Origin of the sequence: Wolbachia endosymbiont (group B) of Lycaena phlaeas (assembly GCF_947251875.1) — a bacterium.
Lineage (GTDB): Bacteria > Pseudomonadota > Alphaproteobacteria > Rickettsiales > Anaplasmataceae > Wolbachia.
The window spans coordinates 1,140,777-1,166,839 of sequence record NZ_OX366392.1; the positions used below are offsets into that span (position 1 = coordinate 1,140,777).

The 26,063-nt window shown below is 33.7% G+C and carries 27 protein-coding genes and 1 tRNA gene; 21 read left to right on the forward strand and 7 right to left on the reverse strand.

What is annotated here, in order from left to right:
• Positions 1-2: 2 nt before the first annotated feature.
• From rseP to ffh, 8 genes are all read left to right on the forward strand, one after another.
• A complete protein-coding gene (gene rseP, locus OPR37_RS05245; RefSeq protein ID WP_007302416.1) occupies positions 3-1,118 on the forward strand; it encodes an RIP metalloprotease RseP in 1,116 nt (371 codons plus the stop codon).
• Between the two features lie 7 nt (positions 1,119-1,125).
• Positions 1,126-3,459, forward strand: coding sequence for an outer membrane protein assembly factor BamA (gene bamA / locus OPR37_RS05250; RefSeq protein ID WP_265016844.1), 2,334 nt, complete (start codon positions 1,126-1,128; stop codon positions 3,457-3,459).
• The gene (locus tag OPR37_RS05255; RefSeq protein ID WP_007302414.1) at positions 3,460-4,020 is read left to right on the forward strand and encodes an OmpH family outer membrane protein; all 561 of its coding nucleotides are present in this window, start codon (positions 3,460-3,462) and stop codon (positions 4,018-4,020) included.
• A 4-nt stretch (positions 4,021-4,024) separates the two neighbouring features.
• Positions 4,025-4,456 (forward strand): 3-hydroxyacyl-ACP dehydratase FabZ, encoded by a 432-nt coding sequence (gene fabZ / locus OPR37_RS05260; protein WP_006014455.1) that lies wholly within the window; start codon positions 4,025-4,027, stop codon positions 4,454-4,456.
• A gap of 45 nt (positions 4,457-4,501) precedes the next feature.
• Positions 4,502-7,567: a WPE palindromic element domain-containing protein gene (locus OPR37_RS05265; protein WP_213863888.1), complete on the forward strand. Its 3,066-nt coding sequence runs from the start codon at positions 4,502-4,504 to the stop codon at positions 7,565-7,567.
• A gap of 69 nt (positions 7,568-7,636) precedes the next feature.
• Positions 7,637-8,017 (forward strand): hypothetical protein, encoded by a 381-nt coding sequence (locus tag OPR37_RS05270; protein ID WP_213863887.1) that lies wholly within the window; start codon positions 7,637-7,639, stop codon positions 8,015-8,017.
• A gap of 609 nt (positions 8,018-8,626) precedes the next feature.
• Positions 8,627-10,186 (forward strand): proton-conducting transporter transmembrane domain-containing protein, encoded by a 1,560-nt coding sequence (locus OPR37_RS05275; RefSeq protein WP_264684861.1) that lies wholly within the window; start codon positions 8,627-8,629, stop codon positions 10,184-10,186.
• Positions 10,171-11,514 carry a signal recognition particle protein gene (ffh, locus tag OPR37_RS05280; protein WP_264684862.1) on the forward strand — a complete coding sequence of 448 codons (1,344 nt, stop codon included), beginning with the start codon at positions 10,171-10,173 and terminating at the stop codon, positions 11,512-11,514. Before OPR37_RS05275 ends, ffh begins: the two co-directional genes overlap by 16 nt.
• Before the next feature lie 259 nt (positions 11,515-11,773).
• Here the strand turns inward: ffh and OPR37_RS05285 are convergent, their stop codons facing one another.
• On the reverse strand, positions 11,774-12,475 hold the full coding sequence (locus OPR37_RS05285; RefSeq protein ID WP_010405332.1) for an ABC transporter ATP-binding protein: 702 nt from the start codon (positions 12,473-12,475) through the stop codon (positions 11,774-11,776).
• Complete coding sequence (locus OPR37_RS05290) at positions 12,468-13,250, reverse strand: MlaE family ABC transporter permease (protein WP_264376688.1); 783 nt, start codon at positions 13,248-13,250, stop codon at positions 12,468-12,470. Before OPR37_RS05290 ends, OPR37_RS05285 begins: the two co-directional genes overlap by 8 nt.
• A 231-nt stretch (positions 13,251-13,481) precedes the next feature.
• On the opposite strand from OPR37_RS05290, the gene rpmF reads away from it, so the two are divergent.
• The 4 genes from rpmF to OPR37_RS05310 all read left to right on the forward strand — a co-directional run bounded on the left by rpmF (position 13,482) and on the right by OPR37_RS05310 (position 15,875).
• Complete coding sequence (gene rpmF / locus OPR37_RS05295) at positions 13,482-13,664, forward strand: 50S ribosomal protein L32 (RefSeq protein WP_006014434.1); 183 nt, start codon at positions 13,482-13,484, stop codon at positions 13,662-13,664.
• 8 nt (positions 13,665-13,672) lie between these two features.
• Positions 13,673-14,710, forward strand: coding sequence for a phosphate acyltransferase PlsX (gene plsX / locus OPR37_RS05300; protein ID WP_264684863.1), 1,038 nt, complete (start codon positions 13,673-13,675; stop codon positions 14,708-14,710).
• Positions 14,703-15,659 carry a beta-ketoacyl-ACP synthase III gene (locus OPR37_RS05305; protein ID WP_264684864.1) on the forward strand — a complete coding sequence of 319 codons (957 nt, stop codon included), beginning with the start codon at positions 14,703-14,705 and terminating at the stop codon, positions 15,657-15,659. The genes plsX and OPR37_RS05305 overlap by 8 nt, the downstream gene beginning before the upstream one ends.
• Positions 15,660-15,801: 142 nt before the next feature.
• Positions 15,802-15,875, forward strand: a tRNA-Arg gene (locus OPR37_RS05310).
• Positions 15,876-15,883: 8 nt separating this feature from the next.
• On the opposite strand, the gene OPR37_RS05315 is transcribed toward OPR37_RS05310, so the two are convergent.
• Both OPR37_RS05315 and OPR37_RS05320 read right to left on the reverse strand, forming a co-directional pair.
• Entirely contained in the window at positions 15,884-16,834 is a 951-nt protein-coding gene (locus OPR37_RS05315; protein WP_180708352.1) for a complex I NDUFA9 subunit family protein, read from the reverse strand.
• Positions 16,835-16,882: 48 nt separating this feature from the next.
• Positions 16,883-18,259 carry a UDP-N-acetylmuramoyl-tripeptide--D-alanyl-D-alanine ligase gene (locus OPR37_RS05320; protein WP_019078639.1) on the reverse strand — a complete coding sequence of 459 codons (1,377 nt, stop codon included), beginning with the start codon at positions 18,257-18,259 and terminating at the stop codon, positions 16,883-16,885.
• A 184-nt stretch (positions 18,260-18,443) separates the two neighbouring features.
• On the opposite strand from OPR37_RS05320, the gene OPR37_RS05325 reads away from it, so the two are divergent.
• From OPR37_RS05325 to mdh, 7 genes are read left to right on the forward strand one after another with little or no spacing between them, the layout of a single operon-like run.
• Entirely contained in the window at positions 18,444-19,178 is a 735-nt protein-coding gene (locus tag OPR37_RS05325; RefSeq protein ID WP_264684865.1) for a hypothetical protein, read from the forward strand.
• A gap of 3 nt (positions 19,179-19,181) precedes the next feature.
• Complete coding sequence (locus OPR37_RS05330; protein WP_019236871.1) at positions 19,182-19,466, forward strand: hypothetical protein; 285 nt, start codon at positions 19,182-19,184, stop codon at positions 19,464-19,466.
• 6 nt (positions 19,467-19,472) lie between these two features.
• Positions 19,473-19,841: an HIT domain-containing protein gene (locus OPR37_RS05335; protein WP_006014413.1), complete on the forward strand. Its 369-nt coding sequence runs from the start codon at positions 19,473-19,475 to the stop codon at positions 19,839-19,841.
• Between the two features lie 17 nt (positions 19,842-19,858).
• Positions 19,859-20,212 carry an NADH-quinone oxidoreductase subunit A gene (locus OPR37_RS05340; protein ID WP_012481929.1) on the forward strand — a complete coding sequence of 118 codons (354 nt, stop codon included), beginning with the start codon at positions 19,859-19,861 and terminating at the stop codon, positions 20,210-20,212.
• On the forward strand, positions 20,203-20,706 hold the full coding sequence (locus OPR37_RS05345; protein ID WP_007302257.1) for a NuoB/complex I 20 kDa subunit family protein: 504 nt from the start codon (positions 20,203-20,205) through the stop codon (positions 20,704-20,706). The genes OPR37_RS05340 and OPR37_RS05345 overlap by 10 nt, the downstream gene beginning before the upstream one ends.
• A 1-nt stretch (position 20,707) precedes the next feature.
• A complete protein-coding gene (locus OPR37_RS05350) occupies positions 20,708-21,283 on the forward strand; it encodes an NADH-quinone oxidoreductase subunit C (RefSeq protein WP_007302258.1) in 576 nt (191 codons plus the stop codon).
• Positions 21,284-21,286: 3 nt separating this feature from the next.
• On the forward strand, positions 21,287-22,231 hold the full coding sequence (gene mdh / locus OPR37_RS05355) for a malate dehydrogenase (protein ID WP_007302259.1): 945 nt from the start codon (positions 21,287-21,289) through the stop codon (positions 22,229-22,231).
• Positions 22,232-22,236: 5 nt separating this feature from the next.
• Here the strand turns inward: mdh and OPR37_RS05360 are convergent, their stop codons facing one another.
• The 3 genes from OPR37_RS05360 to OPR37_RS05370 are packed head-to-tail and all read right to left on the reverse strand — an operon-like array spanning position 22,237 to position 24,095.
• Positions 22,237-23,025: a TatD family hydrolase gene (locus OPR37_RS05360; RefSeq protein WP_007302260.1), complete on the reverse strand. Its 789-nt coding sequence runs from the start codon at positions 23,023-23,025 to the stop codon at positions 22,237-22,239.
• Entirely contained in the window at positions 23,015-23,503 is a 489-nt protein-coding gene (locus OPR37_RS05365; protein ID WP_007302261.1) for an RNA pyrophosphohydrolase, read from the reverse strand. The genes OPR37_RS05360 and OPR37_RS05365 overlap by 11 nt, the downstream gene beginning before the upstream one ends.
• Positions 23,496-24,095 carry an AAA family ATPase gene (locus OPR37_RS05370; protein WP_052264674.1) on the reverse strand — a complete coding sequence of 200 codons (600 nt, stop codon included), beginning with the start codon at positions 24,093-24,095 and terminating at the stop codon, positions 23,496-23,498. Before OPR37_RS05370 ends, OPR37_RS05365 begins: the two co-directional genes overlap by 8 nt.
• Before the next feature lie 128 nt (positions 24,096-24,223).
• Here OPR37_RS05370 and rsfS point away from each other — a divergent pair, with 128 nt between their 5' ends.
• Both rsfS and tyrS read left to right on the forward strand, forming a co-directional pair.
• Positions 24,224-24,541, forward strand: a complete 318-nt coding sequence (rsfS, locus tag OPR37_RS05375) for a ribosome silencing factor (RefSeq protein ID WP_264684866.1) — start codon at positions 24,224-24,226, stop codon at positions 24,539-24,541.
• 228 nt (positions 24,542-24,769) lie between these two features.
• A complete protein-coding gene (tyrS, locus tag OPR37_RS05380; RefSeq protein WP_012481931.1) occupies positions 24,770-26,032 on the forward strand; it encodes a tyrosine--tRNA ligase in 1,263 nt (420 codons plus the stop codon).
• Positions 26,033-26,063 lie beyond the last annotated feature (31 nt).

Consider the following 26,063-nt stretch of genomic DNA (forward strand, 5'->3'; position numbering starts at 1 on the left):
AGGTGGAATTAATTTCTCATCAACTTAGCGCTGGAATATATTATTTTTTATCGTTTTCTTTAATAATTTCTATCATAGTATTCGTGCATGAATGTGGGCATTATATTGTCGCTAAAGCATGCAAGGTTAAAGTTGAATCTTTTTCTATAGGCTTTGGTCCTGAAATTTTTGGTTTTAACGACAAGTCTGGAACTAGATGGAAATTAAGTGCCTTTCCATTGGGTGGTTACGTTAAAATGTTAGGGGATACTAATGCAGCAAGCGTTCCTGTTGATCAACAAAAATTAACTGAAGAAGAAAAATTATACTCATTCCATACAAAACCTCGATATCAAAAAGCAGCAATAGTTTTTGCAGGGCCTTTTGCAAACATGATATTTACCGTTATAGCCTTCACAATATTTTTCAGCGTGGCAGGTTATTATCGTACTCCACCAGTAATTGGTAATGTAATTGAAGAAAGTGCAGCAAAGCAAGCTGGCCTATTACCAGGTGACACTATTACACAGATCAATGAGTACAAAATAAAATACTTTGAAGATATTTCACGCGTGATAATGTCCAACCCTGAAACAAGAATAGAAATTAAGTATAGCAGAAATAACGAAGAGTACAGAACTATTCTAACTCCGTTTACAGTTGAGGATAGAGATGTCTTTGGTAACATAATAGAAAGAAAAACTATAGGAATTACCTCAATTAATATGATAGGGTTAAAACAGTCATCTTTTCTTGGAGCTGCTAGCCTATCAGTGAATGAAACCTACCACACTATGTGTTTAACAATCAAAGCACTCTTTCAAATTGTTGTTGGTAAAAGGAGTATAAATGAAATAGGTGGGCCAATAAAAATTGCAAAATATTCAGGGCAATCAGCTAAAAAGGGACTTATTATGGTTCTATATTTTATGGCAATTATTTCAGCGAATTTAGCTGCAATTAACTTGCTGCCAATACCACTACTAGATGGTGGGCATTTATTTCATTATATTATAGAAGCAGTTATACGTAGAGATTTGAGTTTGAAATATCAAAAATATGCAGCCACTTTTGGTGCTACCATACTGTTTTTGTTGATGGCAGTTGCAATCACAAATGATATTAGGCATCTTTTTTAAGATACATATGAAAAAGTTATTTCACATACTAATAATAATATTTATTTCTTTTCCCACTCTACTTGTTGCTCTAGAAAATAAGGAAAAAGTACAGATAAAAAATATTAAGTATATTGGCAATGAGCGAGTAAGTGATCAAACAATAAGGTTTTATACAAAATTAGAACCAGGTAATCATATAAATGATGATGATGTAGATTCAGTTATAAAAGATTTATATAAAACAAAGTTATTTGCTAGTATTAACGCCTATATCGATGATGAAAAAAACTTAGTAGTAAAAATTCATGAGAATCCATTGATTAACAAAGTAATATTGAAAGGCAATAAGTTATTTAACAGTAAAGAGTTGCTAAATAACGTTATCCAGTCAAAATCACTAACTATTTTCACTGAAACAAAATTACAAAACGATTTAATAAATCTAGCTACTCTTTATAGGAACAGTGGTAAAATTGGTGTTAAAATTGCATATGAGCTAGATAAGCTTGGTAGCAATAGGATAAACCTAATTTTTAAGATAAAAGAAGGAAGAACTTCTAAAATTAAGGGTTTACGATTTATAGGTAATAAAAACTTTTCAGCAAATGAGTTAGAGCAAGTTATCAAAAGGCATAGCAATGATATATTTAGTAAGTTATTTAGAGCCATTTTTAAAAGCGGAACTCATTATTCACCTCAATATCTACTGATTAACACAGAACTGCTTGATCGCTTCTATTCATCTAAGGGATATATTCAAAATAATATCCAACCAATTGTTGAGGTTGATAATAATAACCAAATAGAGTTAACTTTTTTGATTGATGAAAAGCAGCAATACTTATTTGGAAATAATGAAGTTGATATTGAAACTGAGATTCAGGATTTAAGTTTAAGGGAAGAAATATTAGAATTTATCAAAGAGGAAAATAATCAAATATTTAATAGAGTTAAAATTAACAATACAGCAGAAAAAATAAGTAAACATTTAAGCGAAAAAGGATATATATTTGCAAAAGTTAATCCAGAATATACACAACATAACAATATTGTGGATGTAACTTACAAAGTGCTACCAGGTAAAAAGATTTATATAAACCAAATTACTATTGATGGCAATGACCGCACTTTAGATAAAGTAATTAGAAGAAAACTTAGCATGGCAGAAGGTGACGCATATAACACATCTGAGATCCAAAAATCACGTAGAAAATTGATATATAGTGATTTCTTTGAAACAGTAAAAATAAATAGTTATACAGTGGATGACAATGCAGTGAATCTTGATTTAAATGTTAAAGAAAAAAGAACTGCCTCGTTATCTTTAACAGGTGGTATGTCTCTTCCTGGTGGAGTATTTGTTAAAACCGATTTCACAGATCGTAATTTATTTGGTAGTGGTAAAGAAGTATCTTTTGCTCTTGAAAAAAGTCAATATGTTCTTTCTACTAGTATAGACGCTGTTGAAAATAATTTTAACGACTCTGATACTTCACTAGGCATGGGTGTTTTTTATGAAAAACAAGACAAACCAAACACTACTTTCGATACCTGCAACTGGGGAGGAATAGCAAAAGTATCATATAAAATCTCAGAAAATCTAACCAATTCCTTTCAATATTCTTATAAGTATAATCACATACACATGGACAATAAGGGTGGAAAAGATGAGGATATCTCTGAGATAATAAGAGATCAAGAAGGTGAGTATCAGGTTTCATCAGTGGGATACACGTTAGCGTACAATAAACTGGATAACCTCTATACTCCTAAAGAGGGATATTTATTGCGTTTAAGTCAGGATATTTCAGGATTATGGGGAAATGTAAATTTCCTAAAATCTGAATTCTTATCTTTTTATACACATCCTATATTAAGCAAAATTGATGATGATATAACACTGCGCTTTAAAGTAGCAGCAGGTCATATTTTTTCTTATACCGATGAAGATCTAAACATTGGCCAGCACTTCTTTAAAGGTGGCAATGAGATTAGAGGATTTGACCTTTCCGGCATTGGACCAAGAGCAGAAGACAAAAATCAAAGCTCATTGGGAGGCAAAACTTATTTTAATTTAACACAGCAAGTAGATTTTCCACTATCTAAATTATACGACTATGCTGGTATCAAAGGCTCACTATTTGTTGACTATGCAACACTTTTTGGTTTAGATGAAAAGAAGGGATATAGTGGGAAATATTACGATAGTAAGCTTATAAGAGTATCACCAGGTTTTGGCTTTTCAATGCCTTCTCCTTTTGGTAGAATTAGATTAGATTTTGGGTTTCCTTTAGTAAAGGAAGCTTATGACACAATACCATCGACAAACGTTAAAATTTCTATTGAAGCGGGGATTTAAATGAAATATATACAGTTATTTACATCAGTTATTGCCTTAATTATTTCCTTATTTGTGGGGTATAAGTTTGTAGGGTATCAACCTCAGAGCACGCTTAATACAAAGGCTGCCATTATTGATAGTGATAAGGTTATCAATGAATCTCTGGCTCTGCAAAATATACAACAACAAATAAAGGAGCAGAATTCTAGATTACAGAAGGAATTTGAAAATGAGTTAGAAAAATTTAAGCCATCGAAAGAAGAATTTGACCTTTTGTCAGAAGAAGCAAAAAAAGAAAAGACAGAACAATTTAGTAAGCATACTGTAAGTGTTAGGGATAATTACGCTAAGAAAATGTCACATTTAGAAGAAAATTATAGAGAAGCAGTAGAAAGTGTCTTTAACAAGATAAAAGAAGTTGCTAAAAGAACAGCAGAAAAAAACAACATAGATTTGGTACTATTTATTTCAAAAAAGAATCAAGTTTTATACTCTATGGATGAAGTAGATTTATCGGATGTAGTATTAAAAAATGTAAACAAGGAAATACCCGAATTTGCTTTGCAAAACATTGAATAGACTTATGCAATGTAATATCAATGATATTATAAAAATACTACCACATTCTTATCCTTTTCTCTTAGTAGATAGGGTCATAGAATGCGATCCTGGTATGAGTATAAAAGCAATTAAAAACGTGACTTTCAACGAGCAATTTTTTATTGGTCATTTTCCTGGCCATCCGATAATGCCAGGAGTTTTGATAATTGAGTCTTTAGCTCAAGCATCTGCTATATGTGTTCTCGGTAAAAAAACAGTAGAAAATAAAGTTGTATACTTTATGTCCATTGAAAACGCAAAATTCAGAAAGCCAGTCACTCCAGGAGATACCTTAATTCTTCAATCTAACTTTGAAGGTTTGCGTTTAGGTGTATACAAATTTAAGTGTGTTGCATCTGTTGGAAAAGAAGAGGTTGCAGGAGCAACAATCTTAGCAAAACTGCAAGATAAATAAAATCTTCATCTATAAGAAACAGTATGTACACTGTATAGTATAAAGATGCAACTGAATTTCAAAATCTCATTTTCAAACTTATACACTCGTAATGAATTAATAAAGTTAGATAAGGCGTTTTTGGATTACATAAAATCGTGCGATGAAAGCTTGTTTTATTCATTAGTTGAAGCAAGAGAAAAAGCAGCTTCTTCTTCGATGTCATCCCAGTGTTCATCCCAGTGCTTGACACTGGGATCCAGAAAACAAGAAGGATGGATTCCAGCTTGGATGAAAGATGGTTGTAATAGCCAGTTAATAATGGATCTCTCACATTTACTTGATGAATTTATTGCAAAATTTTTCAATATTGAAAAAGAAGTAGAAGAGTTAAAGGAAAAACACAATGACTTTGCTGTAATATACAGATGCAAAAGATTATTTGTTCAGCGTTATGCATTGAAGAAATACACTGATGTAGCAAATATTGATTATGTCACTAACAAATTAAATAGTTTCATTACTTTACCGACAACAGAAAAAAACTTTTCTGAGCAGGTAATGAGTTGGCTTGAAAATAAAGAGGATCACAAAGAAGAAATAGAACTTGCGGCTCAATATGCAGTTTGGAGAGTAAAAAATAAACAGAGTATACTATTTAGCATACATAAGAAAATTGATTACGAAAATCTCGTATCATTCTTGAAAAAAGAAGTAGACGAGGTTGAGGTTCTGTATTCAAATGAGGTGAAAAGAAGATATGGTTTTGATCTAACAAGCAAAAAGGTGAGTTTGAATAAAGCACTAGATAATGCTCACTACTGCATATTTTGTCATAAGCAAAGTAAGGACAGCTGCTCAAAGGGGCTAATCAATGATGACAACACTTTCAAAAAGTCTCCACTTAGAGTTGAGCTGCACGGCTGCCCACTAGAGCAGAAAATATCAGAAATGAATCTGGTAAAAAGCGAAGGATATAGCATAGCAAGTCTTGCAATTGTGATGATAGATAACCCATTATGTGCAGCTACTGGGAATAGAATATGCAATGATTGCATAAACTCATGCATATATCAGAAACAAGAGCCTGTAAATGTGCCAGTGGTTGAAACAAGGATTTTGGACGACGTACTCAATTTGCCGTACGGATTTGAAATATATTCTCTGCTTAGCCGTTGGAATCCTTTAAATTTTCAGCGTCCATTGCCAAAAGAAAATACTGGAAAAAACGTTCTAGTTGTAGGACTTGGTCCTGCGGGTTTTAATTTAGCTCATCATTTATTAAACGATGGGCATAACGTTATCGCCATTGATGGACTAAAGATTGAACCTTTGATCGATAATTTTCAGCTAATTAAAGATTTCAAACACGAAAAATTGAGTGAACGCATGGCAGATGGGTTTGGTGGGGTGGCAGAATATGGCATTACTTCCCGATGGGATAAAAATTACTTAAAGATTATTAGATTACTACTGGAAAGGCGTGAGAATTTCGCACTTTATGGAGGCATTCGTTTTGATGGCACGATTAATGTTGATGATGCCTTCAACTTGGGTTTTGATCACATCGCACTAGCACTTGGCTCTGGCAAGCCACGAATGATCAAAATAAAGAATATGCTGGCTCGCGGAGTGCGCATGGCATCTGATTTTCTGATGTCATTACAACTTACCGGTGCTCTTAAGTTCGACTCCATAGCAAATCTGCAAGTTCGCATGCCGATAGTTGTCATAGGTGCAGGACTCACTGCAATTGATACTGCCACTGAAGCTTTAGCATATTATCCAATTCAAGTAGAAAAATTTCTTCTTCGTTATGAGATATTAGTTGATAAGTATGGAAAGAAATATGTTGAAAAAGATTGGACGGAAGAAGAATATGAAATTGCAAATGAGCTTATATCGCACGCAAAATTGATCCAAGCAGAGCAAGAGTTAGCAAAAAAAGAGAATAGAGAAGCAAAAATATTGGAACTAACTAAGAGCTTCGGGGGAGTGAAAATTATATACAGAAAAGAGCTAAAAGATTCACCGAGCTATCGATTAAATAGCGAAGAGGTGCAAAATGCATTGTCAGAAGGAATCTACTTCATTGAAAACTTAGAGCCTATTGAAATTGTTACAGACAAATATAATCATGCTGAGTTGATAAAACTGATTGATACAAAATCCCACGAAATTAAATGTATCAAAGCACGCTCTATTCTCATAGCAGCAGGCACTGAACCAAACACGGCTATTGCAACAGAAGATAAAAAGCATTTTCAACTAAGTAATGGATATTTTATTCATTTAAACTCATTAGGAAAAGAAATAGATCCAGTATTTTCTCCTAAGATGCAGGATAAAGACAGGATATTGGTATATAAGCAAGACAATAAAACAATTAGCTTTTTTGGTGATCTTCACCCTTCGTATAGCGGCAGCGTCGTGAAAGCTATGGCAAGTGCTAAGAACGGCTACCCTATCATTTCTCAGCTTTTGAATAGAGTTAGCTTCATTTCTCCCACTCCAGCTAGAATCTCGGAGTCATATGCACACTTGTATGAATGTTGTAATGTAAGAGTAACTTTCACCAAAAAAGATGTCATTCCAGTGCCCAGACACTGGGATCCAGAAAACTTAATTTTGAATGAGTACATCAGATGGTTGTATAGTCAGAACTGGATTACAGTGTCAGCTACTTGCATAACACCACCTACTATGCGAATTACCTACAAATTGCAGCATTTGTACACTAAAGCGTCACGCGCTGGAATAATATCAGAACACCTGGCTAACGAAAAATTTTTTAATAGAATCAAAGAGCAATTCACCGCAAAGATTATAAAAATTCAATATTTAACTGACAAAGTTGTGGAAATAGTGATCAAAGCACCACTTGCGGCAAAAAATTTTAAACCCGGACAATTCTTTAGGTTGCAAAATTTTGCAATCAATAGCAGAAAAGTCAATAATACAACCCTTGCTATGGAAGGTATAGCTGTAACCGGCACTGAAGTAGACAAAAAAAAAGGAATTATTTCCACTATTGTGCTTGAAACTGGCGGCTCCACTAATTTGTGCAGAGGCTTAAGAGAAGGAGAGGAAATAATCTTTATGGGTCCAACTGGTAAACCCACTTCGCACTAATTACATCATAATATATATTATTTATTAATAAATCTATACTACAATAATAATTTTTATTAAGGTAGCATTATGACATACAACTTAACACTGTCATTTCCAAAGGAAAAATACTCTATAGACAAGAACAGCTATGAATTTATAGCAAGAGATAAAGAAGGCAACAGATTTATCATGACTACAGATGATAAACAAAAAGGAAAAATTTCTTTTTGTAAAGATGACGTTAATGAGTGTAAGTTTACGCAACACTATGCAGTCAAAGATCCAAAAATATGTAATAAGCTCCCTGATATTGACAGTGTTGACTATATCACTGTTATTATGGAAGATTATGGTGAAAAATACTTCCACAATAGGATATTAAGTGGGCTCAATAAGTGTGATATTGATTACACAGTTGTGGATGATGGTACAACACAGAATGTACTGTTAGAGGATTTTATAATCTAATTTTTCACTATATAGCTACTCAAGAGCTTTCTGAGTTCCAGTATCTGCTGCTCAAATGCGTAATTACAGCACTTGACTATAGACTGAAAACAATCTAATATTCCGCTACTTGTTAGTGGAACCTATCTATACCATTATCCAAAAAACATAAAAAACTAAATTAACAAATAATTCTTTAATAGGATCAACTATTGCAAAGGTCATAAAAGTTGAATGAGTGAATTGAAAACTACTAGCTACATTAGATTTGTACAGATAATTAAGAGAAAGCGAGTAAATAACTTTCAATTGGTGGAGTTACTGAAGTTCTTGGTATTAAAGTGACGCCAAACTTTATTTCAAAAAGTAAATAATTTACTAACGCTCGTGCACAAATTAAAAATAAATTATGCACGAGTGTAGCACTATGAATTAGGAGTGCTATATTAAAGCTTACCTCACTATTAAAGCTATCGGTCAGATTAGATTAAAAACCTAATCTGACCGGTTTCTCTACAACCCTCTAAACCCTGATATAATTATATGGTAATTAGTTTAATTAGTGGTTAATATGCAAATTGATTTTATTCATATATTAAGATAGCATAAACCATATTGGTTTAAATTATTGTGCAACTTTATAAATCGTCACTGCTACTTCTACTGACTGCATTAATAGTTATAGTTCTAAAATTACCTGAAAATTTGAGCATTGCAGTAAATTGGTCTCTCCCAATTCTAGATTTTGATTTATCTTTTCGTATCGTACTAATATCTTTTTTGTCAGTTGCATTTTTAGCTGTTCTACCAACACAAAATTTGACTTTTTCAGAGATGCTATCTTTTGCTGCTTACACTACCTGTTCACTCTGTGCAATTTTATCCAAGCAGATGATATTGGTTATAATATTCTGTGAATTAATGACCGTCAGTGCATTTTTTACTATCGCAGCTGGCTGTAGAGATAGTGGACCTGCAATAAGGTACGCTTGTGTACACTTTTTCGTTGGAGTTATATTAATAGCAGGATTGGCACTTCAAAGCACTAACCTGATAATTTTGGGTTTATTGATAAACTGCGCTTGTTTTCCTTTTTCATTTTGGGTTGTTGATGCATATCCTGCTGCATCGCTACATGGCACCACATATCTCTCTTTATTTACCACTAAAGTCTCTTTTTTAGTGATGCTTTTACACACTTATAACCTATGGCAAGATTGTACTGAAATATTAGCGCTTGTAGGCGCCATCACTGCAATTTACAGCATTATATTTGCTTCTCTTGAGCAAAATATTCGTAGATTTTTATGCTATAATATTGTAGGACAAATGGGCTTACTGATTATTGCAGGAGGTTTACTCAGCCCTTCGGAAAAGGCAATACCAATTTTGATACTGCATATAATCTTCTCTCTTGTTTATCAATCATTATTGTTTGTGGTCAGCAATTCGATTATTTCACGAACAAGAACAATTAGTTTTAATGGAGTAGGTAAACTGATGTCAGTGGAAGGCATGTGTGCTATAATTGCAATACTTACAATGGCTGCATTTCCTGGAACCGCTGGATTTATTAGTAAATCATACATTACAGCCGAGATTGAAGCAAGTAGTGCTAATTTAGAAGTGTATAAAAACTTATACAAGACTCTAAATTTACTGCTTTATTTAAGCGTGGGGCTCAAGTTTCTTTACTACATATTTATTGCAAAAAGTAAGTCGAAACCTTTAGCAGATAAGGGAGGCAAAATGACTATGATTATTTTAGCATTTATATGCGTAATCGCTGGCAACCCTTACTTACCTATTTACAATAAACCTTCAATTTTTGATCTGGTGTACAATACACAAAACATTTGGTCTCAGTTTTATTTATTACTATGTACCACTTTATTGTTTATTCCTTTACGCAAGTTATTTTTGCCAAGAATAAATTTTAAAATGGATGTTGATTGGATTTTTAGAGCTTTCATACCTTATACTGTCTTGCTGTTCAATCAACTGGTCTTTAAAGTGAGAGAAATGTCTGCCAACGTACTGCAAAACTTGACTAATTCACTTGCTAGTTTATACTTTAATAATATTACTAAACTTAAAGAAGTGCTGAGTTATAACTCAGTGAGTTTTGTTTCAGCTTCTTCTCTATTTTTAATGAGTATTCTACTAGCGCTATTATGTTTAAATCGTTAACCGAAAGTTTAAATTCTGTATTTAGTAAACTGAGAGGAAAGTCAATCATTTCTGAAGATGATTTTAACCTTGCCATGCGTGAAATACGTATAGCTTTAATTGAAGCTGACGTTTCACTTGAAGTTGCGAAAAAATTCATCAATGACATTAAAGATAAAGTGATTGGGGAAAAAGTCATAAAAAGCGTTTCTCCATCGCAAATGATAATCAAAATTGTGCAGGATAATTTAGTTGCAGTTCTCGGATCAGAGAAAAGCGACTTAAACCTAGCAGCTAAACCCCCTGCTGTGATTATGATGGTGGGCCTACAAGGTGCGGGTAAAACAACCACCTCAGGAAAGCTTGCTTTCAAGCTAAAAAAGCAAAAGAAAAAAGTGATGCTTGCCTCTTTAGACATTTATAGGCCGGCTGCCCAGAAACAACTTGAGGTGCTAGGTAAACAGATAGACGTACAAACTTTATCTATAGTAATAAATGAGGAGCCTATTGCAATTACAAAAAGGGCACTGGCAGCAGCAAAGAACGATAATTATGATGTATTAATACTAGACACCGCAGGCAGGCTTCATATTGACAATAATATGATGAATGAGTTGAAAGCCGTAAAGGAAATAGCTTCACCTGCAGAAGTTATTTTAGTAGCCGACGCAATGATAGGCCAGGATGCGGTCAACATTGCCAAATCATTCAATGAGGTAATAGGTGTAACCGGCATTATTCTCACCCGTGTTGATGGTGATGCACGTGGTGGTGCTGCTCTTTCTATGAAAATGATCACCGATTGTCCAATTAAATTTATTGCTTGTGGTGAAAAATTAAGTGACCTCGATGATTTTTATCCCGATAGAATTGCAAAAAGGATACTTAGCATGGGTGATGTTGTATCATTGGTTGAAAAAGCTGCTGAGATTGTTGGTCAGGAAGAAATTGATAAGTTACAAAAGAAAGTAAAAAAGGGTAAATTCGATCTAAACGACCTAGTGGGAATGTTAAAAACTCTGAGTAAAATGGATGGCATTAGCAACATAATGAAATTCATCCCTAGTTCATTCACAAAAAAGCTAAGTAGCAGTGTGCCAGACGACAATAAAGTGAAAAAATATATAGCCATCATAAACTCAATGACCGAAAAAGAAAGGCAAAATCCAGATATTTTAAATGGCAAAAGAAGACTTAGAATTTCTAAGGGGTCCGGAACAAGTGTAACTGACGTTAATCTTCTAATTAAGCAGTATAATCAAATGAGCTCTATGGTGAATAAATTCAGTAAAGTTGATCATAATAAACTCAAAGAATCTGATTTAATGGATATGCTGAGCAGAAAATAAATCAGCAGGTAGTAGAATGAAATAAAATCATCAGTTGTAATTGCTGTTGAGTAGTGAAGTAACAAATTCAATAAATTTCCGCAGTTGGAATTGGCATAATAATAAAAATTGATATAAGTTACTTTAGCTATATTTAATGCGTTGTTTTATAGCTAACACACCATACCACCGTGGCACTACACTAGTAACAGAACGACAATTGTCAGTAGCTCAAGTTATGCTAGATGTGGCATTCACAATATCGTTTGTAAACCTATAGCTATATATAATGAATGAATTTTTTTATATATTCGTTATTAGTATTTTGTATTTCTTGGACAGTTCCGTGGTAGATAATATTCCCTTCGTATAATACTGCTATTTTATCAGCTATTTTAAATGCACTATGAATATCATGTGTAATCGTGATAATTGTAGGGTTAAAGTCTTTAGATAATTTTATTATTATCTCGTTTACCATATCTGACATAATTGGGTCCAATCCTGAAGTTGGCTCATCCAATACAATAATTTCTGGATTGTGCGCAATCGCCCTTGCAAGTGCTACTCTTTTTTTCATTCCGCCTGATAGCTCGATTGGAAACATATCTGCTATGCTTTCCTCCAGTCCAACATCATTTAACTTCTCGATTGCTAGCTGTTTTGCCTCCTTTTCGCTGATATTAAAGCGCTTTTTATAATTAAAAGATATATTTTCCCACACTGTAACGTAGTCAAATAAAGCAGAATTTTGAAATAAGACTCCAAATTTATTTTTGCTTTCACTATTTATTTTAATAGACCCTGAGTCTGGTTTTAGCAATCCAATGATTATTTTTGTTAATACAGATTTACCACTTCCTGAGCCGCCAAGTATGACTAATGATTCCCCCTTCGATATATTAAAACTTATGTTGTTTAATATCGTTCTATCATCAAAAGACAAGCTTAGGTTCAATATTGATATTATGGGGCTATACATGTATCAAAGTAATCAAGTAGTTTGCTAAAATGATCAATATGGACGAAAAAACAACAGTTGATGTTGTAGCAACACCTACTCCTCGTGCACCTTCCCTACAATGGTAACCGTAATAACAACTTGAAACAGAAATTATGGCTCCAAAAGCAGTCGCTTTCATTAGCCCAACAATAAAATCGTACATATTAAAGAATTGAGCTGTATATTTTATGTATATATTTAAATTGTGGTTAAATTCAAAGACTGCGGTGACATACCCTCCAAATATTCCTATTAGATCTGCACATACTGTAAGTATTGGAAATACTATAACTGACGCTAGAATTCTTGGTACAATTAAATATTTGAAAGGATTGATGTCCAAAGTTGTAAGTGCATCTATTTGTTCAGTGATGCGCATCGTGCCAATTTCTGCTGCAATTGAGGACCCAACCTTTCCTACCATTATTAAGCTGATCAAAACTGGCCCTAACTCTTTAATGATAGTGATCGTAACAAGTTTAGGTACTACTTGTTCTTGATTAATCAATATACCACTTAAGCTACTCTGTAAAACTATCACTGCTCCTATAAAAACTCCAGTGAGCCCAACAATTGGCAAAGAGAAAAAGCCTATCTCTATAATTTGTCTTGCCACATTGCTAAAATAATATGGAGGAATAAAGCAGTGGTATAGAGATTGAATAAAAAATACAAATGCGTTACCAATCCTCAACAGAAAGTTCATAAAGCATCTACCGATTATTCTAACGCTGTCTATATTAAAGGAACTCACTTTACATTTATCTTAGCTAAAATTAGTTTTACTGATTTTATTAAAATTTTTATTAACTTCGCCAGAGTATAGTCAAGATATGTCTTAAGTTCAATATACTTTGATCAAAATGCTTGAGTTTAAGTTTATAAGACTGAATTGTATAAGAAAACCTTATTTATTTTGCTATTTACTCCTTGTAAAAAACATGCTACTAATAAATTGTGTTATATAATTGAATTGGAGTAAGTTTTGGCAGTTCCGAAGAGAAAAAAGTCAAAGTCAAGGCGTAATATGCATCGTTCTCATCATGCTATTAAGCCTAAGAATATTGTAGTATGTGCAACAACTGGAGAATTCATGTTGCCTCACAACATAGCAGTTGACAATAGTTACAAAGGAAAACGTGTTTTCATTAAACAAAAGGCGGAGTAACTCATGATATGTTACCCACGGTCAACAACAACATAGTTATCGCACTTGATGCTATGGGAGGGGATTTTGCACCTCTTTCCGTAATTCAAGGTGCTAGTTTTTTCTTGGATAATCTTGTTGACCCAGGTGTTGAAGTTTTTTTTCATATTTATGGAGATCAGAAAGAAATATCTCCTTTGCTTCCAAAATACAAAAAAGTAAGCGATAACTCCGAATTTACCCATTGCTCTGATAATGTTCTTCCAAATGATAAACCCTCTTTTGCACTTAGACATCGCAAAGATTCAAGTATGAAGGCAGCTATTGAAGCAGTGAAAAAAGGTAAAGCTTTTGGGATGGTGTCTTCAGGCAACACTGGAGCATTGATGGCTATCTCCAGATTTATTTTAGGAACATTACCCAATATCTATCGTCCTGCTATTGCATCTGTCTGTCCAACTAAGACAAAAAGCTTTGCATTGCTTGATCTTGGTGCAAATGTTGACTGTAATACTGACTCATTATTTCAATTTGCATTAATGGGGAGTATATTTGCAAAAATAGCATTAAAAGTTGAAAATCCTGAAGTCGCTTTGCTAAACATTGGTACAGAGGAAGTGAAAGGTACTGACTCAGTAAGAGGAGCTTTTGAGTTACTCAAAAATGCTCCAAGTATTAACTTCAAAGGATATATAGAGGCAAGTGAATTTTTAGATGGTAATATAGACGTAATTGTTGCTGATGGTTTTGTTGGTAATGTAATGCTCAAGACAGCTGAGGCAACTGCTGGTACTTTTATCAGTCTAATAAAACAGGAAGTATTTAATTCATGGATGACAAAAATGCTTGTCGGCATATTGTTAAAACCCAAGCTAAATAAAGCATTAGAGCGTTTTAATCCTAAAATTAGAAGTGGAGCTATGTTTTTAGGGCTAAATGGTATCATTATAAAGAGCCACGGAAATTCTGATGCTATTTCTTTTGCTCACGCTATAAAATTTGCAGTAAATGCAATCAGTGAAAATTTGAACCAGAAGATAATTAACGGGGTAAGTCATATTGAATAAAAGTTTCATATTGAGCACTGGTTCTTACCTACCAAAAAAAATTTTGAGTAATAACGAAATTGCATCGATAGTTGAAACAAACGATGAATGGATACGGCAAAGAACAGGAATAGTTCAAAGACATATAGCAGATGAAGGAGAACTAACGTCAGATTTAGCTGTTAATGCAGCAAAAAATGCTATAGAAAAAGCGAAAATTTCAATAGATGAAATTGGTTTGATCATAGTTGCAACAACAACACCTGACAAAACTTTGCCTAGCTGTGCAACGATTGTACAAAGTAAGTTAAAATGTAAAAATGCATTTTCTTTTGATGTACAAGCAGCATGCTCTGGTTTTATATATGCAGTTACAGTTGCTGATTCGCTCATAAAATCTCACAATAGAATAAAATATGCGCTCGTTATTGGTGCTGAAATAATGTCTAGGATTGTTGACTGGGAAGATAGGTCAACTTGTGTACTCTTTGGTGATAGTGCTGGTGCAGTGATAATAAAATCAGAAATGGGTAGCAGCGGCATCATATCAACAAACTTACACTCTGATGGCAATGTGGACATACTATGTACGAACGGAGGGGTATCCTCTACTCGTGATTCTGGAAAGATACTTATGAATGGAAGAGAAGTGTTTAAACATGCAGTGGATAAGTTAACAGCCTCAGTAGAGGAAACTCTGAAATGCAATAATTTGAAAATCATTGATATTGACTGGTTAATTCCCCATCAAGCAAACATTCGTATTATTGAAGCAGTAGTAAAGAAATTAGATTTTCCTATAGAGAAAGTGATTAATACCGTTGATAAGCATGCAAACACCTCAGCAGCATCAATTCCACTGGCCTTAGACTATGCAATACAAGAATCAAAAATAAAATCAGGAAATCTGGTACTGCTGATTTCAATAGGTGCAGGCCTGACCTGGGGTTCTGTGTTACTGCGCTATTAGACTTCCTATTACCCACGCTTCTTTTTTCTCAGTTTTATCGTTACATGCTGTACTGACAAAGTTTTGAGATATTATCACAAACATTATATTCACAAGAAATACTTGACTTCACGTGTACTAAGAAGCATTTTATATATGATGTGTGCCCGTAGCTCAGTTGGATAGAGCAACAGCCTTCTAAGCTGTGGGTCGTAGGTTCGAATCCTACCGGGCACATTCTTCTATCAATGCTTTCTATAAATTTTCAAGTATTCTGGCACCACATTTTCAATTGCTAGTGGTCTAATTTTCATTGTTCCGAGATCATCTGACTTTTCGATTGAACTACTCATCATAACTTTCACCTGATCTCGAGTAAGTATAGGGCTTGCATCTCCGGTTATAGGTTTTAACAGTACAGAAACAACTTTACTTTCTAAGAAAAAGGCTATCAATCTTGCCATTGGAAAAGGTACATTGATCAGTAGACACTTTCTGTTAGTCACATTCAGAATAAACTTTAATAAGCTTTTAAAAGAGTAAACTTTTGGTCCACCTATATTATAAATTTTTTTATCTTGCTTATTAAAGCTGATAATACGGTATACCACTTCAGCTAAGTTTGTTACACATATCGGCTGAAACTTCGTTATTCCACTACCGATTAACGGCAAAAAAGGAAGAATTGTTGCTAATCTTGCAAATTTATTGAAGAAACTATCTTCTTTACCGAATACAAGACTTGGCTTAATTATCATTGCTCCTTGAAACGCCGAAGCTACAGCTTTCTCACCTTTCAATTTACTTTGGGCATATTTTGATAACTTATCATTTTCTATTCCCATGGCAGAAAAATGTATCATCATGGATACATTTTTTATTTGCGCAGCTTTTGCTATTCTTTCAGCTATTCCAACATGAACTGTATAGAAATCGTATTTTCTTTTTTCATATAATATTCCTACTAAATTTATAACAACATCACACCCCTCCATACTTTCTAAAATTGATCTTTCATTAAAAAAATCTCCTTCAATTATTGATATTTGTCCTAAATTTCCACATAACTTCAGACAAGCAGCTTTTTCCTGATCACGAGTAAATATTCTTATTAAATACCCCGCCGCTGCCAAGCGTCTTACGATGTGTTTTCCTATAAATCCCGTTCCACCAAAAATAATTATACGTTTTATCACAGTTAAAACTTCCAATAACTTAACTTTAAATTAATACAATAGTTTTATTTAATATTCTATTGTGAATTCCTGCACTATAAGGTCCATTCTCATTCCATGAGAACCTTTAACTAAAATTACATCATTACCTTGAACAATATTAGCTAAATTACTTTTCAATTGGTTAGAATCATCGAAATGCATGCCTTTTATATTCTCCGGTAAAAGTTTATTCAATTCTAACATAAATTTACCAACTGTATGAACTTTATTCACATTTTGTTCTACTATAGAGTCAAGCAATTCTGTATGAAATACTATGCTTTCATTACCAAGTCCTAACATATCGCCAAGTAGTGCCACTTTTCTTAAATTAGAATATGTACCTAAAGTTCTTATTGCAGCCTTCATTGAAGTAGGGTTAGCATTATAGGAGTCGTTAATCAAATGTACTAATTTTCCATTGTATTTAGCTTGATGAACATTACCTCTACCTTCTGTTACAGTAAAATTCTCAAGTGCTAGTGGTAATTTAGATAAATCAAGTTCGAGACTTTGCAAAACTGCTGTAACAACTAATGCAGAGTATGCAAAATGTTCGCCTTTTACAGGTAAATTACAGTTCATAATTTGACCACTGTTCAGTTTGATTTTTAAATTTAGACCGTTATCGTCTCTTATTAGTTCTAACAAACAAACAGTAGCACTTTCATTCTTACCAAAGCTTACTACATTTCTGTTAGCATTTGATAAGAGATAATCATAATGTTCATTATCCTTATTCAAAACCAAAGTACCATTATTTTTCATACCATGTAGAATTTCTAATTTCGCTTGCGCAATATCAAGTAGAGATGAAAAGTTTTCAACATGCGCAGGTTCAATGTTGGTAATAACTGCAATATCCGGATTGCTAATCTTCGATAACTCTTTTATTTCACCAGCTCTACTCATTCCTATTTCAAGGATTAAATACTGGCAGTCTTCTGGCGCTTTTAGAATCGTAAAAGGCAATCCTATATTATTATTCAAGTTACCTTCATTTACATGAGATACTCCATAATGCAACAAAACAGTGTTAAGCATATCTTTTGTAGTGGTTTTCCCAACACTACCTGTAATTGTGATAACTTTAGCATTAACAAGAATATTTCTAATGTAATATGATGCCATATTATGCAAAGCTTTTAGAGTATCTTGCACAATAATTAGAGGAAAATTTCTATATTTATCTTCGCTTACTACCGCAGCAACAGCTCCTTTTAAAAATGCTTCATGTAGAAAATCATGCCCATCAAATTTCTTTCCCTTGAGAGCAATAAATAAATCACCTTTTTTTATGCTTCTTGTATCCGTTGAAATATTTGAGCTATACACCGAATTACAAACACCCTCCCCTCTTCCGCCAGTAGCATCTATAATATTATTTGCGTTCCATTTTAACATAATTTATCTTTAAAGGTAATTTGAACAAGAAAAGCAGCAAAAATACTACATACTTTGGTAATGTACAAATAATGATTGCTATTTCTATAATTTCATCTTATAATAGATATACAAGCTTAAATATTTTCGTCTATAATTGAGTGTGTTTTACTATCTGATTGTAGAAAGTGACTTGGAGGTATGTATGGCAAAAGGTGAGTCAAATAAAAAGTCTATTTTGGCTAAGATAAAAGGCGTGTTTTTTCTTGTGCCTAAAGCACTTATTTATCCTATGAAGAAACCGTTTGCTTCAATTGATGAAATGAAGCATGATGCTAAAGTTTCATTAAAAAACGCTGTGAGTGATTTGCCTAAAGAAGAAGAGAAATATGACCCACCTATAAAAACCACAGAAGCTAGTAAGTACCTCGGCATACAAATAACAAAACAAGAAAAAGGTAAGGTAAGTTTTTTAGCGTCAAGAACTTTAACGGGGGATATACCTTACTTGAGTCCAGAGAAATTAGATGAAATAAGGGAAGATCTGCCCAATATAACTATTTTTAGAGAAGAAAACAAAATTGTAATTGAAGTTGATGTTGAAAAAATTATCCAAGAAATAAAAGATAAAAATCTAGGTATGGATGAAAAAGTAATGAAAAAGTACGCTCTTGAAGGAATTTATAATAAGATTGATTGTGATCTTAAAAATTTGGCAAAAATTACTGGTGGAGAGTTTAAAGTTCACACAGATCGGAAATTGCTGTATGGTATTGCAGAAAAGTTGTATAGTGGATATGATAGTAAAAAGCAGAAGTCACAGGAAGTTGTAAGGCCTATGGATAAAGAAAAGTCATCAGAGAAAATTTTAAATAATTGGCAAAAAGCTATTAAACAAGATTTTGAAAGTTGCGAAAGCATAAGAGGTAGGGGGAAATAAATTATGGAGAGTGTTATGAAAGAAGTTCAAATAGAGGAAAGGTATCATAGCCTAACTGTTCCTGGAGATATGTATCATTTACAACCAGAAGTTATTGCTGCAAGAAGGGCAAATAGAATAGAAACTTTTTCAAAAAGACACCAAATGGACTATGGGTCAATTTTGCGTGGACAAGATATACAGCTAAAAGACGACGTTTCAAGTCTTGAAGATGCTTCTAGCGAAGCAGCAATAAGCCCACCTTCTACACCAAATCATAAGCAAAATAGAAGAGGACCAGGAATTTAATAAAGTATGGGTAGTACAGCTTATGATGACACTAATATCTTTGCTAAGATATTAAGAGGTGAGTTGTCTTATGAGGAAATACATAAAAATGAAAATGTGCTGGCTTTTCGTGATAAGTATCCTGATGCACCAGTTCATATTCTAGTTATACCAAAAGCTCAATACGTTTCATACGATGATTTTGTTCTGAAAGCTTCCGAAGAGGAAATAGTAAGTTTTTTTAAAACTGTTAGAGAAATAGCACATAAATATAACTTAGAAAAAACAGGATATAGATTAGTTACTAATCACGGTAAAGATGGAGAGCAAGTTATACCGCACTTTCACATACATATTTTAGGTGGTAAAAGATTAGGAAAGCATGTAAATTCATAGTGTTATATGTTTTTTAAATGAGTGAATATTTAACCATATTAATTTTTATCTGTGTATCAATTGTAGTATCCTTTACTTTAGGTGTATTACCTATGTTTCTTGCAGTCAGTAACCCAGATGGTGAAAAGCTTTCTACATATGAGTGTGGCTTTAATCCTTTATCAAGAGCCAGAAAAAGTTTCGACATAAAATTTTACTTAGTTGCAATATTGTTCATAATATTCGATTTAGAAATTGCTTTTCTTTTCCCTTGGGCCGTTTCTTTATCTAAAATAAGCTATTGCGGATTTTGGTCTATGATGATATTCCTTGCAATACTTACTATAGGCTTTCTTTATGAGTGGTGTAAAGGTGCGTTGGAATGGGAATAAATTTATCTAATGGCGACTGGAATCGTTACAAAAAAGAAGGTTTTCTTATCACTAAATTTGGCGATTTAATAGATTATATAATGAACTGGGCAAGGTCTGGTTCATTGTGGCCAATGACATTTGGTCTTGCATGTTGCGCAGTAGAGATGATGCACACTGCATCCAGTCGTTATGATCTTGATAGATATGGCATAATCTTTCGTGCAAGCCCAAGGCAAGCAGATGTTATGATTGTTGCTGGCACGTTAACTAATAAAATGGCAGCAGCATTGCGTAAAGTTTATGATCAAATGGCAGATCCCAAATACGTCGTCTCTATGGGAAGTTGTGCAAATGGCGGTGGCTATTATCATTATTCTTACTCAGTAGTCCGTGGTTGCGATAGAATTGTGCCAGTTGATGTGTATGTTCCTGGATGCCCTCCAACTGCTGAGGCGTTGCTATATGGAATGCTATGTCTACAAAATAAAATAAAACGAACTAAAAATATATAGCATGGATAAAACTGCAAAATACATACAAAAAAAGACTAAATGTGAATGTATTCAGAAAAATGATGGCACTATTGTAATATATTCAGCTTTGAATGACATTGAAAATCACTTACTCTTTCTACGTGATGATGAAAAGTGTAGGCTTGAATTATTAGTTGACGTTTTTGGGGTTGATTACCCAGATAGAGAAAAACGTTTCGAGCTAATATACAATTTGCTCAGCGTTGTACACAATATCAGAGTGCACATAAAGCTTCAGTTATGTGAAGGTGATATACCTCTAAGTGTAGCAAAGATATTTAACGCAGCTTCGTGGTTTGAGCGTGAAGTATTTGATATGTATGGAATAGAGTTTTCTGATCACCCAGATTTACGTAGGATTTTAACGGATTATGGATTCAAAGGTCATCCAATGTTAAAAGATTTTCCTCTCACTGGCTACGAGGAAGTAAGATACGATATAGAGGCAAAAAAGGTTGTATATAATCCTATAGACTTACCACAAGATTTTCGTATGTTTGACAGCTTATCCCCTTGGGAAGTTAGTAAAGCCACAAAAGTAAATATAAAGGAGTAGAAAATGACAGCACAAAGAAAAAAAATATCTTTGATTGGTGCAGGAAATATCGGTGGGACTCTTGCCCATATGATTGCACTAAGAGAGCTAGGAGATGTTATTTTGCTTGATGTAAGCGATGGAATACCACAAGGTAAAGCACTTGACATTACAGAATCATCTCCTATTGATCGATCTAATGTCAATATTACTGGTACAAATAGGTATGAAGATATAAAAAACTCTGACGCAATTATAATAACTGCTGGCATTGCCAGAAAACCTGGAATGAGCAGAGATGACCTTCTGCAAACTAATGCTGCAGTAATGAAAGAGGTTGGGGAAAATATTAAAAAACATTCTCCAAACGCATTTGTAATAGTGGTTACCAATCCTTTAGATGCTATGGTTTCAGTAGTATACAAATCTTCAAGCCTGCCAACTAATATGATTGTTGGTATGGCAGGAGTGCTTGACTCTGCTCGTTTTCGTTATTTTCTTGCAAGTGAGTTAAATATTTCTGTCGAAGATGTATCTGCTTTTGTGCTTGGAGGACATGGTGACACTATGGTACCACTAATCAATTATGCTTCAATTGCTGGCATTCCACTTACCCAAATCATTGAGATGGGTGTGATTACGCGAGGAAAAGTTGATGAAATAGTTGAGCGCACTCGTAATGGTGGAAAAGAAATAGTTGATCTACTTAAATCTGGATCTGCATACTATGCTCCTGCATCTTCAGCCATAAGCATGCTAGAATCATACTTAAAAGATAAAAGGCGTATATTACCATGCGCTGCTTATCTTAATGGTGAATATGGTGTGAAAGACTTATTCATTGGTGTTCCTACTATTATTGGCAAAAATGGAGTTGAGAAAGTTCTAGAAGTTAAAATGAACGATAGTGAACAAGAGATGTTTTATAAATCTGTAAGTGCAGTAAAAGAGCTCTGTCAGCTAAATTAATTGCCCTATAGAATTTCTTTGAGCTCAAGCTTCGAAAACAGTCTAAAAAAATTATTTGTAGTTATTTTTGCTACTTCTTCTGGCGATTCATTCCATAATTTCGCTAAACAATTCACAACGTATTTCACCATTGCTGGTTCATTTTTTTTTCCTCTGTAAGGCTCAGGTGACAGGTAAGGTGCATCAGTTTCAACTAAAACACGCTCACGTGGCACATTTTGTGCAATTTCTCTTAGTAAGTTCGCATTTTTAAAAGTAATAATTCCAGAAAATGAAATGTATAATCCCAAGTCCATAGCCTTATAAGCAAGCTCTTTAGAAGAAGCAAAGCAATGCATTACTCCACTAAAAGCGTCCTTCTTCATTTCTGAATTTAACATATCAATCATCTCACTATCAGCACTTCTAGTGTGAATAACTAAAGGTAATCCTGTTACTTTTGCCGCTTCTATGTGTGATGCAAAACTTTTTTTTTGATTGCTTTTGTTATCAGATTTATAAAAATCTAATCCGGTTTCACCGATACTAATTACCTTTTTGCCCTTAGTAAATTCAATCAATTCATCAGCATTTATACACTCACCTTTTTCCACAGTAGTATCAAGCGGATGTATACCAACGGAGCAGTAGACTTGATCATAGGATGAAGAGATTTTTAATAATTTAGGGATATCATTAATGCTTATACATATGTTATGCAAAATTCTCACACCATTTTGCTCTGCTCTTGAAATTACCTTTGGTATTTCATCATCAGAAAAATAAATTAGATGACAATGAGAATCAACTATCATAAATAGATCCTTTTATGATAGAAGAAAACTCTTCTATCACTTTTTTATAAACTTCTTTTTTGAACGGTATAGCACTGGCTACCAAATCATCCACATTTTGCCAACGCCACTCTTTGAACTCTGGATGATCAGTATAGTTAATATTAATATCCTTATCCTTCCCACAAAATTTCATTAAGAACCACCTTTGCTTTTGGCCAGAATATCTCCCATTCCAGCATATCGGTATAACTTCCTCGGGTAAGTTGTAATATATCCACTCTTTATTTTGAGCCACAACTTCTGCTTCATCAGTACCAACTTCCTCCAATAGCTCACGTAGCGCTGCCTGCTCTAGCTCTTCACCTTCATCAACTCCTCCTTGTGGCATCTGCCAATAAGAGTCACTATCAAAACGTTTTCCAATAAAAATATTTCCCTGTTTGTTAAATAACATTATGCCAACACAAGGGCGATACTCTTTCTCCTCACTAATCACAAATACTCTCTGTTGCTAAATTATCTATCATAGAAGTTCCAACTACTTTTTTACTATTCATTTTTTCAACAATTTTTTTTGCAACTTCTTTTGCGCTTAAGTTTGAGCTATCAATTTCAAGTGAACCTTGAGGGACAAATAGTTTCTTTCCTTTAATTCTTCTCATAGCAAAATCTGAATCAGTAATTTTTCTCTCCTGCTCTCTTTCCTTTAATTGAACGCGCTTTACTAGTTCTCCACTATTACAATATAACACCACAGGGAGAATCTCCACGTTCATTTTTTTACTTAAATTCACCACTGAGTTGTATACTTTTTGATCATAGGAATCACCTTTTATCAATTCGTTTGTAAATATATAATGCTTTGATTCTATATGGTATTTTTCCAATATTGCTAACATATTCTCTCTAATCACAAAAATTTTTTCCCATATTTCACTTGTAACCTCAGCATTTCTGAAGTCAATCATATCAAATATAATATTATTAAACAGGTTATTGTCTACTATCACCCCATCAATAATATTACACAGCTCTTTTGCAATCGTAAGTTTGCCACTACCCGGAAATCCGATTAAGTAAATGATCATACCATCAGAAAACTATCATATATTACAAATATATGTATTATAAACGTTACACTAGAAACATATCAAAAATAGTTCATATTCAGAAATTTTGAGTGTATCATTACAGATAAATTATATAATTTAGAATAATGAATGGTGATACAGAATCAATAAAAAATGCAATTGTAGATGTAATAGATCAAAACAAAGGTCAAGATATAGTTACTTTTGATGTACAGAATAAAACTGTCATTGCAAAATATATGATCATTGCATCCGGTGATTCGAGCCGCCATGTAAAAGCATTAGCTGAGCACGTGATGAAAAATCTCAAGCAATATGATAAAATAGATGTAGAAGGTATGGATGAAGGTAACTGGGTGATTGTGAATTTTCAAGGTATAATGGTTCACCTATTCAGGCCAGAAGTAAGAGAATATTATAAGATAGAAGAGTTATGGAATTGATTATCCAGGTAGCTGGTATACACTTTCAAATGTTGTAATTTTGAAGGCAACCCTTATGAAGTTGGTGGTGTCATTCCAGTGCTTGACGCTGGAATCTAGAAAACTTAATCATAAACGAGCACACTATACAACATTTTTGATGAAATTTCATAATAAACTGGATTCCAGCGTCAAGCACTGGAATGACACCATCGTTAACAACACCGTTTACACACAAAATAACATATTATGAAACATAAATCCGAGTTTTTAAACTTCATTCAAGAAAGAGGATACCTATATCAATGTACAAACATTGATAGGTTAGACCAGCTATTATCACAAGATAATTATATAATTGCATACATTGGGTTTGATTGTACGGCACCAAGTTTGCATATTGGCAGTCTCATTCAAATCATGATGCTCCGTCACCTACAAAAATTCGGTTATAAGCCAATAGTTCTACTTGGAGGTGGCACAACAAAAATTGGTGACCCATCTGGTAAAGACAAAGCAAGAAGCGTCTTGCCGATAGAAGATATCAATCAAAATATACTTGGTATAAAGAAAACCCTCGAGAAGATGATATCTTTCGATTATGGAAAAACTGGTGCAATCATAGTAAACAACGCAGATTGGTTAGATAACATAAAATATATAGACTTTTTGCGTGATATAGGGACACATTTTTCTGTAAATCGCATGTTAGGCTTTGATAGTGTGAAAATTAGGCTAGATAGGGAGCAAAATCTAAGCTTTCTCGAGTTTAATTACATGTTGTTACAAGCCTATGATTTTGTCGAGTTGAATAAAAAGTATGGCTGTCGTTTCCAGATTGGAGGGTCAGACCAATGGGGAAATATAGTAAACGGAATTGAACTTAGCAAAAAGTTAAATTTACCTGAGCTGTTTGGTCTTACCACACCTCTTTTATTAAACGCACAAGGAAAAAAGATGGGCAAAACTGAAAGTGGGGCAGTATGGCTTGATGGCAGCATGCTAAATTCTTATGATTACTGGCAATATTTTCGCAATGTTGATGATCAAGATGTTGGTCGTTTCTTGAGACTTTTCACTGATTTACCAATTGATGAAATTAAAAAACTAGAGTCCTTGAAGGATCAAGAAACAAACGAAGCAAAAAAGGTTTTGGCAACAGAAGTGACGAAAATATGTCACGGTTGCAAAGAAGCCGAACTTGCACGATCTGCTGCAATCTCTGCTTTTGAAAATGAAGACAGTTCATTGCTTTCTGGTTACACTATTACAAAAGAACAAATTGCAAATGGTATACCCTTGATAGACCTGCTGTATGACACCGGTTTTGAACCTTCAAAAGGTGCGGCAAAGCGTTTAATACAAGGCAATGGATGCAAAGTTAATGATAATACTATAAACGATGTTAACTATACAATAAACTCTGAAAGCTTTAAAGGTCAGCCATTTATAAAATTATCTGCAGGAAAGAAACGACATATTAAAATTTTAGTGAGTGAAGTAAGAAAGTAAATTTGTCTCTGTTCAGCAGAATAGCAAAATA